At 48.2% G+C, this 16,403-nt stretch carries 13 protein-coding genes and 1 pseudogene; 1 reads left to right on the plus strand and 13 read right to left on the minus strand.

What is annotated here, in order from left to right; all coding sequences use genetic code 11:
* Nucleotides 1–408 (plus strand): annotated as a pseudogene (locus V7Z64_RS04775) (hypothetical protein); the annotation flags it as partial.
* Nucleotides 409–451: 43 nt separating this feature from the next.
* Here V7Z64_RS04775 and pyrE read toward each other — a convergent pair.
* From pyrE to ileS, 13 genes are all read right to left on the minus strand, one after another.
* Nucleotides 452–1,066, minus strand: a complete 615-nt coding sequence (pyrE, locus tag V7Z64_RS04780; RefSeq protein WP_297989101.1) for an orotate phosphoribosyltransferase — start codon at nt 1,064–1,066, stop codon at nt 452–454.
* Complete coding sequence (gene pyrF, locus V7Z64_RS04785; protein ID WP_297989044.1) at nt 1,066–1,779, minus strand: orotidine-5'-phosphate decarboxylase; 714 nt, start codon at nt 1,777–1,779, stop codon at nt 1,066–1,068. The genes pyrE and pyrF overlap by 1 nt, the downstream gene beginning before the upstream one ends.
* On the minus strand, nt 1,751–2,689 hold the full coding sequence (locus V7Z64_RS04790; protein WP_297989047.1) for a dihydroorotate dehydrogenase: 939 nt from the start codon (nt 2,687–2,689) through the stop codon (nt 1,751–1,753). Before V7Z64_RS04790 ends, pyrF begins: the two co-directional genes overlap by 29 nt.
* Nucleotides 2,686–3,447: a dihydroorotate dehydrogenase electron transfer subunit gene (locus tag V7Z64_RS04795; RefSeq protein ID WP_297989050.1), complete on the minus strand. Its 762-nt coding sequence runs from the start codon at nt 3,445–3,447 to the stop codon at nt 2,686–2,688. Before V7Z64_RS04795 ends, V7Z64_RS04790 begins: the two co-directional genes overlap by 4 nt.
* Nucleotides 3,444–6,635 carry a carbamoyl-phosphate synthase large subunit gene (gene carB / locus V7Z64_RS04800; protein ID WP_297989052.1) on the minus strand — a complete coding sequence of 1,064 codons (3,192 nt, stop codon included), beginning with the start codon at nt 6,633–6,635 and terminating at the stop codon, nt 3,444–3,446. The genes V7Z64_RS04795 and carB overlap by 4 nt, the downstream gene beginning before the upstream one ends.
* A complete protein-coding gene (locus V7Z64_RS04805) occupies nt 6,628–7,722 on the minus strand; it encodes a carbamoyl phosphate synthase small subunit (RefSeq protein WP_297989055.1) in 1,095 nt (364 codons plus the stop codon). The genes carB and V7Z64_RS04805 overlap by 8 nt, the downstream gene beginning before the upstream one ends.
* Entirely contained in the window at nt 7,722–9,005 is a 1,284-nt protein-coding gene (locus V7Z64_RS04810) for a dihydroorotase (RefSeq protein ID WP_297989057.1), read from the minus strand. Before V7Z64_RS04810 ends, V7Z64_RS04805 begins: the two co-directional genes overlap by 1 nt.
* Entirely contained in the window at nt 8,971–9,894 is a 924-nt protein-coding gene (locus tag V7Z64_RS04815) for an aspartate carbamoyltransferase catalytic subunit (protein ID WP_297989059.1), read from the minus strand. The genes V7Z64_RS04810 and V7Z64_RS04815 overlap by 35 nt, the downstream gene beginning before the upstream one ends.
* Before the next feature lie 143 nt (nt 9,895–10,037).
* A complete protein-coding gene (locus tag V7Z64_RS04820) occupies nt 10,038–11,330 on the minus strand; it encodes a solute carrier family 23 protein (protein WP_297989064.1) in 1,293 nt (430 codons plus the stop codon).
* Between the two features lie 118 nt (nt 11,331–11,448).
* On the minus strand, nt 11,449–11,985 hold the full coding sequence (pyrR, locus tag V7Z64_RS04825; RefSeq protein WP_091700041.1) for a bifunctional pyr operon transcriptional regulator/uracil phosphoribosyltransferase PyrR: 537 nt from the start codon (nt 11,983–11,985) through the stop codon (nt 11,449–11,451).
* 153 nt (nt 11,986–12,138) lie between these two features.
* The gene (locus V7Z64_RS04830; protein ID WP_297989069.1) at nt 12,139–13,050 is read right to left on the minus strand and encodes an RluA family pseudouridine synthase; all 912 of its coding nucleotides are present in this window, start codon (nt 13,048–13,050) and stop codon (nt 12,139–12,141) included.
* Complete coding sequence (gene lspA / locus V7Z64_RS04835; protein ID WP_297989071.1) at nt 13,025–13,513, minus strand: signal peptidase II; 489 nt, start codon at nt 13,511–13,513, stop codon at nt 13,025–13,027. Before lspA ends, V7Z64_RS04830 begins: the two co-directional genes overlap by 26 nt.
* A 75-nt stretch (nt 13,514–13,588) precedes the next feature.
* Complete coding sequence (gene ileS / locus V7Z64_RS04840; RefSeq protein WP_297989074.1) at nt 13,589–16,342, minus strand: isoleucine--tRNA ligase; 2,754 nt, start codon at nt 16,340–16,342, stop codon at nt 13,589–13,591.
* Nucleotides 16,343–16,403: the final 61 nt, after the last annotated feature.

A 16,403-nucleotide genomic window follows, 5' to 3' on the forward strand; every position in this document is an offset into this window, starting at 1 on the left:
GATATCGCTGCTGTGAATAAGCGTATCGATCAAATCGAGCAAACGATGGCGACGAAAGATGATATTATCAGTATCGAGCAGCGCATGGCTACAAAAGACGATATCGCTGCTGTGAATAAGCGTATCGATCAAATCGAACAAACGATGGCGACGAAAGATGATGTGGCGCTTGTGCCAGCCATTCGTGAAATGGTTGGGCAGTTGATGGAACGAATGACTGTTGTAGAGTTGCATGTGCAAGAAATTCCAGCCATGAAACAGCAAATCGAACAGTTGTCGCAACAAATGGAAGAAGGGTTCGAGAAAATAGCGCATCAAGAAACGATTCTACAAGCACTATCACTCCGTTCGATTCAACAAGCAAACGATATCCACTACTTAAAAACAAACGCTGTTTCCACTAAGTGAACATAAGATGAAAAAGGGTGTCACTCGTTAGACACCCTTTTCTTTATGATTCTAACTGACTACGCCAACGATGCAACGTTGCTCGCTCCTCCTCGGTAATGATACCGAGCTCTAGCGCTACTTCCATGAGCGCATCGCAGTCAGTAACGGTATAGACGGGAACGCGTTCTTGTTCAAACGCGCGTTTTCCTTTTTCTAATCCGTATGTAAAAATGGCGACGACCCCAAGCACTTCGCATCCTGCTTCACGCAAGGCGCGCACAGCGTTTAATGAACTGCCTCCTGTAGAAATTAAATCTTCGACGACGACGACGTTTTGCCCTTTTTCTACTTTCCCTTCGATTTGTTTTCCTTTTCCATGTCCTTTCGCTTGACTGCGCACATAGCACATCGGCACATCGAGCCGTTCGCTCACCCATGCGGCATGAGGAATGCCTGCGGTCGCTGTTCCAGCAATGACGTGGACATGCGGGAAATGCGTACGAATGAGCGCTGTTAGCTCATCGGCAATCATCCGTCTTGTCGCTGGATAAGCTAGCGTCAGTCGGTTGTCGCAATATATGGGCGCTTGTATGCCTGAAGACCATGTAAACGGTTCGTTCGGGCTTAACGACACCGCACCGATTGAAAGAAGTTGTTTTGCGATTTGTTTTTTCATCATTGTTCACCATCCCATTCCCGTTTTAACCGCTCATACGCCTCATACGGATCGCGCGCTTTTGTAATGCTTCGTCCGACGACGATATAAGTTGTCCCGAGCTGTTTTGCTTCGTTTGGCGTTACGACGCGCACTTGATCGCCCTTTGCCTCGTTCGCAAAACGAATGCCGGGTGTGACGGTAATGAACGTTGGGCCAAAACGTGCGCGAAGAAGCGGCACTTCTTGTGCGGAACAAACGCCCCCGTCCAGCCCGCTATCATGTGCAAGCGAAGCGTAATGGAGCACTGTATCTTTCATCGTGCGATCAATTAACAGCTCATGAACAAGCATCTGTTCGCTTGTACTCGTCAGCTGTGTTACCGCAATGCAGCGTGGGCGCTTCATGCCGCTCGGCGTGCCTTCCTCTAATCCTTCTAACGCCGCGCGCATCATCGCGCTTCCCCCTGATGCATGGACGTTTACTAAATCAACGCCTAATTTTGCCAACCCTTTCATCGTTCGCCTAACTGTATTTGGGATATCATGAAGCTTTAAATCTAAAAAAATATAATGTCCACGCTGTTTTAGTTCGTCGATAATCGTCGGACCTTCTTGAAAGTATAGCTCCATGCCGACTTTAACAAACAACGACGTATCGGAAAATAACTGTAAAAACGACCGCACTTCTTCTTTTGCTGAAAAATCAAGCGCCACAATGAACGGTTGATCCATTGTTCCAACTCCTCCCCGTACATTCCGAAATGTGATCGACACCGAGTTCATCTAAAAGCGGCGGCAAGTCGCGAATAATGTTAGGACAGACGTACGGGTCGATAAAATTGGCTGTTCCGATCGCGACCGCACGCGCACCGGCATAAAAAAATTCAATGACATCTTCCGCCGTTTCAATTCCACCCATTCCGATAATCGGAATAGATACGGCTTGGCTAACTTCGTAAATCATCCGAATGGCGATCGGCTTAATCGCTGGGCCAGATAGCCCGCCTGTTCGATTCGCTAAAATCGGCTTCGCGGTTTTAACGTCAATACGCATACCTAACAACGTATTAATCATCGTCAACCCGTCAGCTCCAGCTTGCTCGATTGCTTTTGCCATGTGTACAATGTTTGTCACATTCGGCGATAGCTTCACGTATACAGGGACGTCAGACGCTTCTTTTACCGCTCGCGTCAGTTCGGCGGCAACTTCAGGAACGGTACCGAACGCAATGCCGCCCTTTTTCACGTTCGGGCATGAAATGTTTAACTCGAGCGCATGAACGTTTGGCGCTTTTGATATACGCTTCGCCACTTCTACATATTCTTCCATCGTTGAACCGGCAACGTTGGCGATAATGGGCACGTCGTATTGCGCTAACCACGGCAATTCTTCAGCTATTACTCGATCTACACCCGGATTTTGCAACCCGATCGCATTTAACATGCCGCTTGGCGTTTCTGCTACTCGTGGGGTTGGATTACCGAAGCGCGCCTCTAACGTCGTCGCTTTAATCATGATTGCGCCGAGCACGCTTAAATCATAATACGCCGCATACTCCCGTCCAAACCCGAAACATCCAGATGCCGGCATGATCGGATTTTTTAATGATAGTCCTGGAAGCTCTACTGCAAGCCGGTTCATAACAACACCTCCCCCGCTCGAAATACTGGTCCATCGCTGCACACTTTTTTATATGCCGTCTCGCTATGAGGTACGCGGCAAACGCAAGCGAAGCAAGCTCCGATGCCGCACCCCATTCGTTCCTCGAGCGACAAATATACTTGTTGATGCGGAAAGTCATTCGCAAGCGCCCGCAACATCGGCTTCGGTCCACAAGCATACAACACATCAAACGACAGATCATTTGCCCGAATGACATCGGTGACAAATCCTTTCATGCCATATGAACCATCGACTGTCGCAACGTACGTCTCGCCGAACGATGCAAATTTTTCATCATAAAACGCGACATGTTTCGTTTGAAAACCGAGCACGGTCGTGACGAAAACACCGTTTTGGCTAAGCTGTTTGGCGAGCTCAAACAACGGGGGAACACCGATGCCTCCTCCGACAAGCAAAGCGCGCTCTCCTCTTTTTGCCGCTGTTACCGGAAAACCGTTCCCGAGCGGACCGAGCACATCGACTGTTTCGCCACGTGCTTTTTTTGAAAGAAGCGTCGTTCCTGCGCCTTCTACACGGTAAATGATCGTGCACTCATTCGCCTTTTGATTGATGTCGCAAAGGCTGAGCGGACGCCGTAATAGCGGCGTCGCTCCCACCTTCATATGCACAAATTGTCCCGGTATATGCATATGTTGAACGAGCGAACCGGAAAGCACAAGCTCATAAATGCGATGGGCGATCGGGCGATTCGACACAACCGTCATCATGTCTTTCATACGCCCACCTTCTTTTCTGCCATCGCCGTTGTCGAAAACGTCATCGCTTCTAAGACGAGAAGCATCGCTTTCGCTGTATCGAGCGATGTCACGCACGGAATGCCGTTTTCTACTGCTTCGCGACGAATGCGGAAGCCGTCGCTTTCTGTTTCTTTTCCTTTCGTTAACGTATTGATGACGACTTGCGCCTCGCCTTGGCGAATGACGTCAAGAATGTTTGGTGAACCAGTATGAATTTTATTGACGACAGTTACTGGAATGTTCGCTTCCCTTAACGTTTGTGCTGTACCGTTTGTCGCAAGCAACTGGTAACCAATATGGTAAAAACGACGCGCGATATCGATCGCCTCTTCTTTATCTTTATCGGCAATAGTCAACAATACCGCCCCGTACGGACGAATATGAATACCCGAAGCGACGAGCCCTTTATACAACGCTTTCGCAAATGTGTCATCTTTTCCGATTACTTCGCCGGTCGATTTCATTTCTGGACCGAGCGAAATATCGACGTTGCGCAACTTCGCAAACGAAAAGACAGGTGCTTTTACATAGACGCCTTCGCTTTCTTCTTTTAATGCTGTACTGTAACCAAGTTCTTTTAACTTCGCCCCTAAAATGACTTTTGTTGCGATGTTTGCCATTTTCACGTTCGTAATTTTACTTAAAAATGGAACGGTGCGGCTCGACCGTGGATTCACTTCTAGTACGTACACCTCGCCGTCATACAACACAAACTGAATGTTCAACAGTCCGACGATGCCTAGCCCTTTCGCAAGCGCAATCGTATAGTCGACAATTTTTTGTTGAATGTCTTTTGATAACGTTTGTGGCGGATATACAGCAATCGAATCGCCAGAGTGGACGCCCGCGCGCTCAATATGTTCCATAATGCCCGGAATAAATACATCATCACCGTCTGAAATGGCATCGACTTCAATTTCTTTCCCGATTAAATAGCGGTCAATTAATACCGGATGTTGTGGATTGACTTTCACCGCATGTTCCATGTAATGAAGGAGCTCTTCCTCTTTATATACAATTTCCATCGCCCGACCGCCAAGCACGTACGATGGACGCACGAGAACCGGATAACCGATATGTTGGGCAATGTGTACCGCTTCATCAACTGAACATGCCGTTTTTCCTTTCGGTTGCGGAATGCCAAGTTGCGCCAGCGTCCGTTCGAATTTGTCCCGGTTTTCAGCGCGATCTAAATTTTCAAGCGACGTACCGAGAATGCGCACGCCGCGCGCGGCTAGCTCCGCCGCTAAGTTGATCGCCGTTTGACCGCCGAATTGGACGATGACACCGATCGGTTGTTCTAAATCGATGACGTGCATCACATCTTCAATCGTTAACGGTTCAAAATATAACTTATCGGAAATGCTAAAGTCGGTAGATACCGTCTCTGGATTGTTGTTAATAATGATCGCTTCGTATCCTGCTTCTTTAATCGCCCATACGCAATGAACGGTCGCGTAGTCAAACTCAATTCCTTGCCCGATGCGAATCGGACCTGAGCCGAGCACGACGACGCTTTCGCGCGGGGTAACAACAGATTCGTTTTCTTCTTCATATGTGCTGTAATAATACGGCGTCTCTGATTCAAATTCTGCCGCGCACGTATCGACCATTTTATAGACAGGCGTGATTCCTGCTCGTTTGCGCATGTTGTATACGTCGCGCTCCGTCATGTTCCAAAGTTTCGCGATCGCCGCATCGGAAAAGCCGATATCTTTTGCTTTCGCTAGTACGTCTATATCGCCAACATGTTCACGTACAACTGATTCGTACTCTACAATACTTGCAATTTTTGTTAAAAAGAATACATCGATTTGACTCCATGCATGCACTTGTTCGACCGTTATGCCGCGCCGAAACGCCTCGGCGATGTAAAATAACCGTTCGTCCCCCGCTTTTTGAATGCGTTTTTGCAATAGCGCATCATCGACTTGTTCTTTTAATTCAAGATGATATACGTTCGTTTCGAGCGAGCGCACCGCTTTTAATAGCGATTGTTCAAACGTGCGCCCGATCGCCATCACTTCGCCTGTCGCTTTCATTTGCGTACCGAGATGACGGTTCGCTGATTCAAATTTATCAAATGGAAAGCGCGGGATTTTCGTGACGACGTAATCGAGCGCCGGCTCAAAGCAAGCGTACGTTTTTCCTGTCACCGGATTCATCATTTCATCAAGCGTTAAACCGACCGCAATTTTTGCAGCTAACTTCGCAATCGGATATCCGGTCGCTTTCGAAGCGAGTGCCGATGAGCGGCTGACGCGCGGGTTGACTTCAATGACATAATATTGAAAACTGTGCGGATCAAGCGCAAGTTGCACGTTGCACCCACCTTCGATGCCGAGCGCGCGAATAATGCGAAGCGACGCGTTGCGCAACAGTTGATATTCGCGATCGCTTAACGTTTGGCTCGGAGCGACGACAATTGAATCGCCCGTATGAATGCCGACAGGATCAATATTTTCCATATTGCAAACGACGATGGCGTTATCTTTCGCATCGCGCATCACTTCGTATTCGATTTCTTTATAACCTGCGATGCTTTTTTCTAATAAACATTGATGGACAGGGCTCATTTTTAAGCCGCTTGAAACGATGTCCATCAACTCTGTTTCGTTCGTACAAATGCCTCCTCCTGTTCCACCGAGCGTAAACGCCGGTCGGACGATGACAGGATAACCGATTTGTTCGACGAATGCATATGCTTCTTGTAAACTATGAACGATGGCGCTCTCTGGCACAGGTTCGCCAAGTTCGTTCATGAGCGCACGAAATTGCTCGCGATCTTCCGCTTTTTCAATCGCTTCTAATTTCGTGCCGAGAATTTCAACACCGCACTCTTCAAGCACTCCTGCTTTCGCTAATTCGACCGCCAAATTTAAGCCCGTTTGTCCGCCAAGCGTCGGCAAAATCGCATCGGGACGCTCTTTGCGAATGACGCGCGCAACAAATTCAAGCGTTAACGGTTCCATGTATACTTTGTCGGCAATTTCTGTATCGGTCATAATTGTCGCTGGGTTCGAGTTGACGAGAATGACTTTATATCCTTCTTCCTTTAAGGCTAAACATGCTTGCGTCCCTGCGTAATCAAATTCCGCTGCTTGCCCGATGACGATCGGCCCTGATCCGATGACGAGAATCGTTTCAATATCTTGACGTTTAGGCATGAATGGCACCTCTTTCTTTTTTAAACTGTTCGATCATAGCGATAAAATCATCAAACAAGTCGTTAGCATCTTCTGGTCCTGGCGACGCCTCCGGATGAAATTGCACCGTAAACGCTGGAACGTCGCGATGGCGAATTCCTTCGATCGTTCCGTCATTTAACGCGATGTGCGTCACTTCTAACCGCGTATGAACGAGCGACTGTTCCGTAACGGTATAACCGTGATTTTGCGACGTAATCGCGACTTTCCCTGTTTCGATATGTTTGACAGGGTGGTTCGAACCGCGATGACCAAACTTCATTTTTTCCGTATTCGCCCCGCAAGCGAGCGCAAACAGTTGATGGCCAAGACAAATGCCAAAAAGCGGAACGTGGCCGAGCACACCTCGAATCATGTTAAGCGCCTCTGGCACATCTTTCGGATCCCCCGGTCCGTTGGATAACATCACCCCATCCGGATGAAGGCGCAACACGTCTTCTGCTGTTGCGTTATACGGGAGCACGATGACGTCACAATCCCGTTTATTTAACTCACGCAAAATGCCGTGCTTCATGCCAAAGTCGATCAATACAACGCGATGGCCGCGCCCTGGACTAGCGTACGGACTTTTTGTCGAGACGCGCTTCACTTGATCGCGCGCAAGCTCCGTTTCTTTTAAATGGGCAACCGCCTCTTCAACAGACACGTCCATGTCGCAAATCATTCCTTTTAACGTGCCATGTTGGCGAATGATGCGCGTCAGTTTCCGCGTATCTACTCCTGCTAATCCCGGGATGTTTTTCATGCGCAAATAGTCGTCAAGCGTATGTTCGCACCGCCAATTGGACGGCGATGAGCACGCTTCTTTGACGATAAAACCGAACACGTGTGGTTCAATCGCCTCAAAGTCGTCGCGATTTATGCCATAGTTGCCGATCAACGGATACGTCATCGTCACGATTTGTCCGCAATACGATGGGTCGGTTAAAATTTCTTGATATCCTGTCATTCCTGTATGAAAAACAACTTCGCCGATTGTTTGCACCGTGCTTCCAAACGCTTCGCCAACAAAGTGCGTACCGTCTTCTAAAATGAGTTGTCGCTTCATCACTCTCTCCCTTTCTGCCAAACGATTTTTCCGTCGACGACCGTCATCGTCGGCCATCCTTTACATACCCGGCCTGCAAACGGTGTGTTTTTTCCTTTTGAAGCAAACGTATGAGGATCGATAACTTGTTCCGTATGTAAATCGATAACGACAAAATCTGCTTTCGCTCCAACTTTCAGCTCGCCACCGTCGATACGAAACGTTTCCGCTGGTTTTTTCGCAAGCCAATCGACGAGTTGCTTTAACGTACATACTCCTTTTTCAACGAGGTGCGTGTATAAAAGCGGAAAGGCGGTTTCTAACCCAACGATGCCAAACGGGGCGAGCACCATTCCTTCATTTTTTTCTTCTTCTGTATGAGGGGCATGGTCGGTCGCGATCAAATCGATCGTTCCATCAAGCAATCCTTCGATTAACGCTTGTTGATCTTCTTTCGTGCGCAGCGGCGGATTCATTTTAAAGTTTGCGTCTAACGTTGGAATGTCTTCATCGCAAAGAAGTAAATGGTGCGGCGTCACTTCAGCGGTGACGCGAATACCTGCCCGCTTTGCTTCGCGCACGATGCGCACCGATTGTTTCGTGCTCATATGACAAACGTGATAATGGCAACCTGTCGCTTCCGCTAACAACACATCGCGCGCAATATGTACCGCTTCACAAACAGAAGGAATACCCGTCAGTCCGTGTCGTTTCGCAAACGCTCCGTCATGCACGCATCCTTTATACGTCAACGTTTCGTCTTCACAATGTGCGACGATCGGCATATTGAGAGCAGCAGCTTGCTGCATCGCCTCATACATCATGCGCGCGCTTTGTACGCCAACGCCATCGTCCGTAAACGCAAACGCCCCTGCTTCTTTTAATGCGGCAAAATCGACGAGCTGTTTGCCTGCTTGGCGCACGGTAATGGCGGCATACGGTAACACGCGCACGTGCGCTGTTTCGCGAATGCGCTGCATAAGCCATTCCATTTGTTGTTTCGAATCGGGAACAGGTTTTGTGTTCGGCATGGCGGCGATCGTCGTAAATCCGCCTTTCGCTGCCGCTAACGTTCCTGTCGCAATCGTTTCTTTATGCTCACCACCCGGCTCGCGCAAATGAACGTGCACGTCAATAAACCCCGGCGCGATAAATTGTTCACATACATCGATCACTTCCTCGCGATCGTGTGCCTCAATGCACGGGGCGATCGCAACGATGCGACCTTCGTCTATTTTTATATCGGTTAACATGAGCTCGCCCCGTTCATTAAGCAAGCGCGCACGTTTGAAAATGATAGCCATTTCGCTCTCCCCCTTTTTGCAACGCGCGTTTCAATACAGCCATGCGCACGTATACACCATTTTCCATTTGTTTAAAAATGCGTGACCGCTCACATTCGACGAGTTCGCTTGCAATTTCTACATCGCGATTGACAGGAGCGGGGTGTAAAATGATGCTCGTTTTCTTCATTTGCTTTTCTCGCTCAATCGTCAATCCATACTGGGCGTGATATTGTTCCTTCGTCCATCCCATTTGTTGTTCGTGGCGTTCATGTTGAATGCGAAGGAGCATGACGACATCCGCTTCTTTTACTGCCGTATCGAAATCCACGTACGTGCCGAACGGATTCGTCGCATCTTGCCACTCGGGCGGGCTGCAAAATAAGACGTTAGCGCCGAGCCTCGTTAATATTTCAGCATTCGAGCGGGCGACACGGCTATGACGAATGTCACCAACGATCGCCACTTGAAGCCCGATAAACGTGCCGAACTGCTGATGAATCGTCATTAAATCAAGTAGCGATTGCGTCGGATGATGACCGCACCCATCGCCGGCGTTAATGATCGGGATATGGACTACATCGCGCAACGGCTCAAAGTAATCGTCAGACGGATGGCGAATAACGACCGCTTCTACGCCGATTGCTTGCAACGTCCGAATCGTATCGTACAACGTTTCCCCTTTTTGGACGCTCGACATTTGTGCATCAAACGGAATGACTTCTAGCCCAAGCTTTCTCTGGGCGACTTCAAAGCTGCATTTTGTACGCGTGCTCGGCTCAAAAAATAAGTTCGCCACAAACGTTTGTTTATTTGCTTTCCACGTTTCCCCGTTCGCAAATCGTTCCGCTTCATGCAAAATGGCGAGCACTTCATCAACAGACAACTCGGTTAACGTCAGTAAATGCATATAAAACTCCCCCTTTTTATTAAAAAAACACCTTGCCATGCGAGGCAAGGTGTTGAAAAGCATGAGGAAAGAGACCGTTTTGGTAAACGGATTTCCTCGTTCACACCTTTGTAAGCCTCGCTGGACTTCATTTAAAAGGTGCATTATGCAACATCATGATGGTGTTCAAATGCGCTATCATTCATGGTCGGACGACCTGGTAAAATGAGGTTTAAGACGATGCCCGTGATCGCGGCAAGCGCCATGCCGTGCACTTCAAATTGCTCCGAGACTTTTACGACCGCATCCCCGATGCCGATGACGAGAATGACGGATGAAATGACTAAGTTTCGCTTATCGCCAAAGTCGATTTTACTATCGACAAGCATGCGCAAACCGGAAGAAGCGATAATTCCGAACAGTAAAATCGATACGCCGCCCATGACTGGCGTTGGAATCGAGCTGATGAGCGCCGTCACTTTGCCAAAAAATCCGAAGGCGATCGCAAGGACAGCTGCACCTGCTAACACGTACACGCTATATACGCGCGTAATCGCTAATACGCCGATATTTTCTCCGTATGTCGTCTTCGGTGGACCGCCGATGAGCGCAGAAATCATCGTTGCTAATCCGTCTCCGAAAATGGAGCGATGCAAGCCCGGCTCTTTAATGTAGTTGCGACCGACAACTTTGCCTAATACGAGCTGGTGACCGATATGTTCAGATAGCGTCACGATCGCCACAGGAACCATAAGCAACACGATATCGAGCGTGATGCGCACGTCGTAATGAACGAACGGCAAGAGGAAGTCTGGCATTTCAAGCCATTTTGCTTTTGCGACCCCTGATAAATCGACGACGCCGATCGCTAACGCGTACACGTAGCCGACGATAATGCCCATTAATACAGGGACGAGGCTAAACATGCCCCGCGATAAAATCGAGAACATAATCGTTGCCGCAAGCGTCACGATCGCAACAGAAAAGTGCGTTAAACTATATTTTCCATCCGGACCGTTCATCGCCATGCTGACGGCGACGTTCGCTAACCCGAGTCCGATAACGATAATGACTGGACCGACAACGATTGGTGGCAACAAATTCATAATCCAACGATAGCCTGCTCTTTTAATCGCTAAAGCGACGATGCCGTACACAAGCCCCGCTAAAAAGCTGCCGATCATCGCCGCACCCGGTCCGCCCGCTGCTTTCGCTGCAATGATTGGCGTAATGAACGCGAACGACGAACCGAGATAAGCTGGCACTTGCCATTTGGTGACGATTAAAAAGGCGAGCGTGCCGAGTCCGCTTGAAATAAGCGCCATCGCTGGACTTAGCCCGACTAAATACGGAACTAAAATCGTTGCGCCAAACATCGCGAATAAATGTTGTAAACTAAGCGAAATGAGTTGCCCGAACGAAGGGACATCTTTCACGTCTAATACCGGTTTCATCATTCTCTCTCCTTTTTCTATTTATATAAAAAACCCTCTTTGTCCGTACGAAGGCACAAAGAGGGTGTAAAAAACCGTTCCCCTTTGTCAGCCTCGCTGGACTGCCTTTAAAAAGGGTGCTTTATTCATGTATGCTCACTTGATCCGTGTCATCGACTTCTTTTAACTCGACGACAATCATTTCCGAACTCGATGTCGGAATGTTTTTGCCGACGAAATCCGCGCGAATCGGCAATTCGCGATGGCCGCGGTCGACGAGAACAGCCAGTTGAATTTGCGCCGGACGGCCGAGATCCATGACGGCATCCATCGCCGCGCGCACCGTTCGACCAGTAAATAACACATCGTCGACTAAAATGACTTTTTGATTCGTCACAGAAAACGGGACGTCCGTTCCTTTGACAAGCGGTTCACGATCAGCCGTTTTTACCGTTAAATCATCGCGGTATAACGTAATATCTAGCTCGCCGACAGGAATGGCCGTTCCTTCAATTTGTTCAATGCGCTCGGCTAACCGCTTCGCTAAGTAAATGCCACGCGTTTTAATGCCGATAAGCACACAGCCGTCAATCCCTTTATTCCGTTCAATAATTTCATGGGCGATGCGCGTCAATGCGCGTCGAATCGCTTGTTCGTCCAATACAACTGCCTTTTGCATCATCTCACCTCCATACAAAAACCCTCTCACCGTTTGGCGAGAGGGTACATGTAGGCATACGTCACCTATATCCGACACCTTCTCAGCCTCACGGGACTGAACTTAAAGGTTCTTGTTCACTTGAATTCATTTTACGTTTCCTGTTTTCATTTGTCAACGATTATTTCGCAACATATCGAGCAATCGTTCAAATTCATAAGGGATCGGGGCTTCAAACTGCAAATATTCGCCCGTGCGTGGATGATGAAAACCTAATACCCCGGCATGGAGCGCCTGTCCATCAATTGGCAACGTTTTGCGCGGGCCGTATTTCGGATCGCCGGCGAGCGGGTAGCCAATATACTTCATATGAACGCGAATTTGATGCGTTCGCCCTGTTTCGAGTTGGCATTCAACAAACGTATAGTGATCAAATCGTTCAAGCACGCGAAAATGCGTCACCGCTTCTTTCCCATTTTCAACGACAGCCATGCTTTGACGATCGCGCGGATCGCGTCCGATCGGGGCATCAATCGTCCCATAATCATGCGGAATGACCCCGTGAACGATCGCCACATATTTGCGCGTCACCGTTTTGTTCACAAGCTGGTTTACAAGCGATTCGTGGGCAAGATCGTTTTTTGCGACCATTAACAAGCCCGACGTATCTTTATCGATGCGGTGCACGATGCCTGGACGCAATACGCCGTTAATGCCTGAAAGGTCTTGACAATGGGCAAGCAACGCATTGACGAGCGTCCCGCGCATATGCCCTGGCGCAGGATGAACGACCATGCCGCGCGGCTTATTCACTACTAATACGTCCGCATCTTCGTAATATATGTCAAGCGAAATATGTTCCGGTTCAACATGAAGCGGTTCGGGATCAGGAATAGAGATCATCACTTCATCGTCGACGTGACACTTATAATTCGGCTTCACCGCTTTTCCGTTGACAAGGACATTCCCTTCTTTTAGCCATTGTTGCACTTGAGAACGGGACCATTGTTCGTTTAATTCAGCAATGACTTTATCGATTCGTTCTCCGTCATGTTGGTCTTCAATCGTGAGTTGAATTTGCTCCATCGCTCATTCCCTTTCGTTGTTTTTCTTCGATCCATGTGTAAATAAACATGAGCACGACGCCAATCGTTAATGCAGCATCAGCAACGTTGAAAATCGGAAAGCTGTAATCAAATATGTACACATGAATGAAATCGACGACTTCTTTCCGAAAGACGCGGTCAATAAAATTGCCGAGCGCCCCGCCAAGCATGAGTCCAAGCGCAACACCAAACAACCGCTGCGTTGGCTGCAAGCGTCGAATGTATATGACGATGCCGACAACGACAACCATTGTAATCAAATAAAACAACCAAAATTGTCCTTGCAACATGCCCCATGCCGCGCCACGATTACGATGCGACGTTATATATAACACGTTTTCAATGATCGGAATGCTTTCCCCTAATTCCATATAGCGAACGACGAGCCATTTCGTCCATTGATCAAGCAAAATGACGACAAAAGCAAGCAAATAATATACCATCATACCCCTCCAAGATGAAATTCTTTTTCATTGTATCACAAACAATCCCCCCTTGAAAGCGAGGGGGGATGAGTGTTATTGCTTGACAATTGTCGCACAACGTGGACATAGCTCTGGATAATCAGCGTCCTCACCAACCGCCGGTGTAACGACCCAGCAACGGGCGCACGTTTTTCCTTCCGCTTGTTTAACAACGATCGCTGTTTTCGTGAACGTTTGTGCCTCGCTCGGTGCCTCAGCAAACGTTCCACCAATCGAAAACGCAGAAACGATTAACAATTGTTTCATATCTTCTTTAATAGAATCAATGAGCGCTTTCGTTTCGTCTGTCGGATATAAAACGACGTGCGCAGTGAGCGACTTTCCGATTAATTTTTCATTGCGCGCCACTTCTAGTGCCTTTAATACTTCGTCGCGCAGTTCCATAAACGCATCCCATTTTGCGACGATGCGATCAGCATCATCGATATGCACCGCCTCTGGCATATCAACAAGCTGCACACTTTCTTCTTTCACGTGCGGGATGTACGACCATACTTCATCCGCCGTATGCGGTAAAATCGGTGCGACAAGCTTCGTTAACGCAACGAGCGTTTCATACAACACCGTCTGAATCGAACGGCGTTCATGACTATTTGCCGCCTCGATGTACAACACATCTTTCGAGAAGTCAAAGTAAAACGCGCTTAAATCAACAGTGCAGAAGTTGTTCACTTCATGATAAATCGTCGCAAATTCATACGTTTCATATGCTTGTTTTACTTTTTCGATGAGACGATTTAATTTCACAAGCATATAGCGGTCAACTTCGCGCAACTCGTCGATAGCGACTCGTTCCGTTGGATTGAAATCGAACAAGTTGCCGAGCATAAAACGGAACGTGTTGCGAATTTTACGATACACTTCTGCCACTTGTTTTAAAATGTTGTCGGAAATGCGCACGTCTGCTTGATAATCGACCGACGCAACCCAAAGGCGCAAAATGTCCGCGCCGAGCTGCTCCATCACTTTTGCTGGCACGACGACGTTGCCGAGCGATTTGCTCATTTTCCGTCCTTCGCCATCTAATACGAATCCGTGGCTTAAGACACCTTTATACGGCGCTTTGCCTGTGACGGCAACCGCTGTCGATAGCGATGAGTTAAACCAGCCGCGGTATTGGTCTGATCCTTCTAAATAAAGGTCTGCTGGACGTTGTAAATCATCGCGTTCTTCTAATACCGCTTGATGAGAAGAGCCGGAGTCAAACCATACGTCCATAATGTCCGTCTCTTTCGTAAAGCGACCGTTTGGACTGCCTGGGTGCGTAAATCCTTCTGGAAGTAAATCTTTCGCTTCCCGTTCAAACCAGACGTTTGATCCGTATTGACGGAACAAGTTCGATACGTGCTCAATCGTTTCGTCTGTAATAATTGGCTCGCCATTTTCTGCATAAAAGACCGGAATCGGTACACCCCATGCGCGTTGTCGCGAAATGCACCAGTCGCCGCGATCGCGAATCATGTTATGAATGCGAATTTCGCCCCACGCTGGCACCCATGTCGTTTCTTCTACCGCTTTCAACAATTGCTCGCGAATTTTATCAATCGACGCAAACCACTGCGCTGTCGCACGGAAAATGGTCGGTTGCTTCGTGCGCCAGTCGTGCGGATACGAGTGCGTAATAAACGATAGTTTTAACAGAGCTCCAACTTCTTGCAGTTTTTCCGTAATCGCTTTGTTCGCATCGTCGTAAAACATGCCGGCAAACCCTGGCGCTTCTTCTGTCATATAGCCGCGCTCATCGACAGGGCAAAGAACGCCTAAGCCGTATGTTTGTCCGACGATAAAGTCATCTTCCCCGTGTCCCGGAGCGGTATGGACACAACCTGTTCCGGCATCCGTTGTGACGTGTTCGCCACAAACGACGAGCGAGTCACGATCGTAAAACGGATGTTTCGCCACGACGTATTCAAGTTCGCTTCCTTTTACTGTTTTTAATACAGTGACATGTTCCCAACCAATTTCTTTTTGTACCGATTGTAACAGCTCTGAGGCAACGACATATTTGCCTCCGTCTGCTTCGACGACGCTATATTGTAATTGTGGATGAACAGCGATACCTAAGTTCGCTGGAATCGTCCATGGTGTCGTCGTCCAAATGACGATTTTTTCATCGCCATCAAGCACGCCTTTTCCGTCTTTCACAGGAAAGGCGACGTAAATCGACGGCGAACGTTTATCTTTATATTCAATTTCCGCTTCGGCAAGCGCGGATTCGCTTGATGGCGACCAATATACCGGCTTTAGCCCTTTATAAATGAGCCCTTTTTTCGCCATTTCACCGAACACTTTAATTTGTTGTGCTTCATATTCTGGCTTTAGCGTAATGTAAGGGTTGTCCCAATCACCGCGCACACCAAGTCGTTTAAATTGTTCGCGCTGGCGGTCGATTTGCTCGTACGCATATTGTTCGCACAGCTTGCGAAACTCGGCGACACTCATTTCTTTTCGATTGACACCTTTCGTTTTCGTCAATGCCGTTTCAATCGGCAAACCGTGCGTATCCCATCCCGGCACGTACGGTGCACAGTAGCCGCTCATCGATTTATAGCGCACGATAAAATCTTTTAAAATTTTATTGAGCGCATGTCCCATATGAATGTCGCCGTTCGCATACGGCGGTCCGTCATGTAGCACAAAAAGCGGACGATCTTTCGTGCGCTCTTGCACTTTACGGTAAATGTCCATTTCTTCCCACTTCGCTTGTATTTGCGGTTCGCGTTGCGGCAAATTGCCTCGCATCGGAAAATCGGTTTTTGGCATGAGTAACGTATCTTTGTAATCCATGACTATACCTCCTCGTATAGTATGTTTAGAAAGATTTTTAAATCGAATTTCCAGTTCGATA

The organism is Anoxybacillus sp. (assembly GCF_036834105.1).
GTDB lineage: Bacteria > Bacillota > Bacilli > Bacillales > Anoxybacillaceae > Anoxybacillus.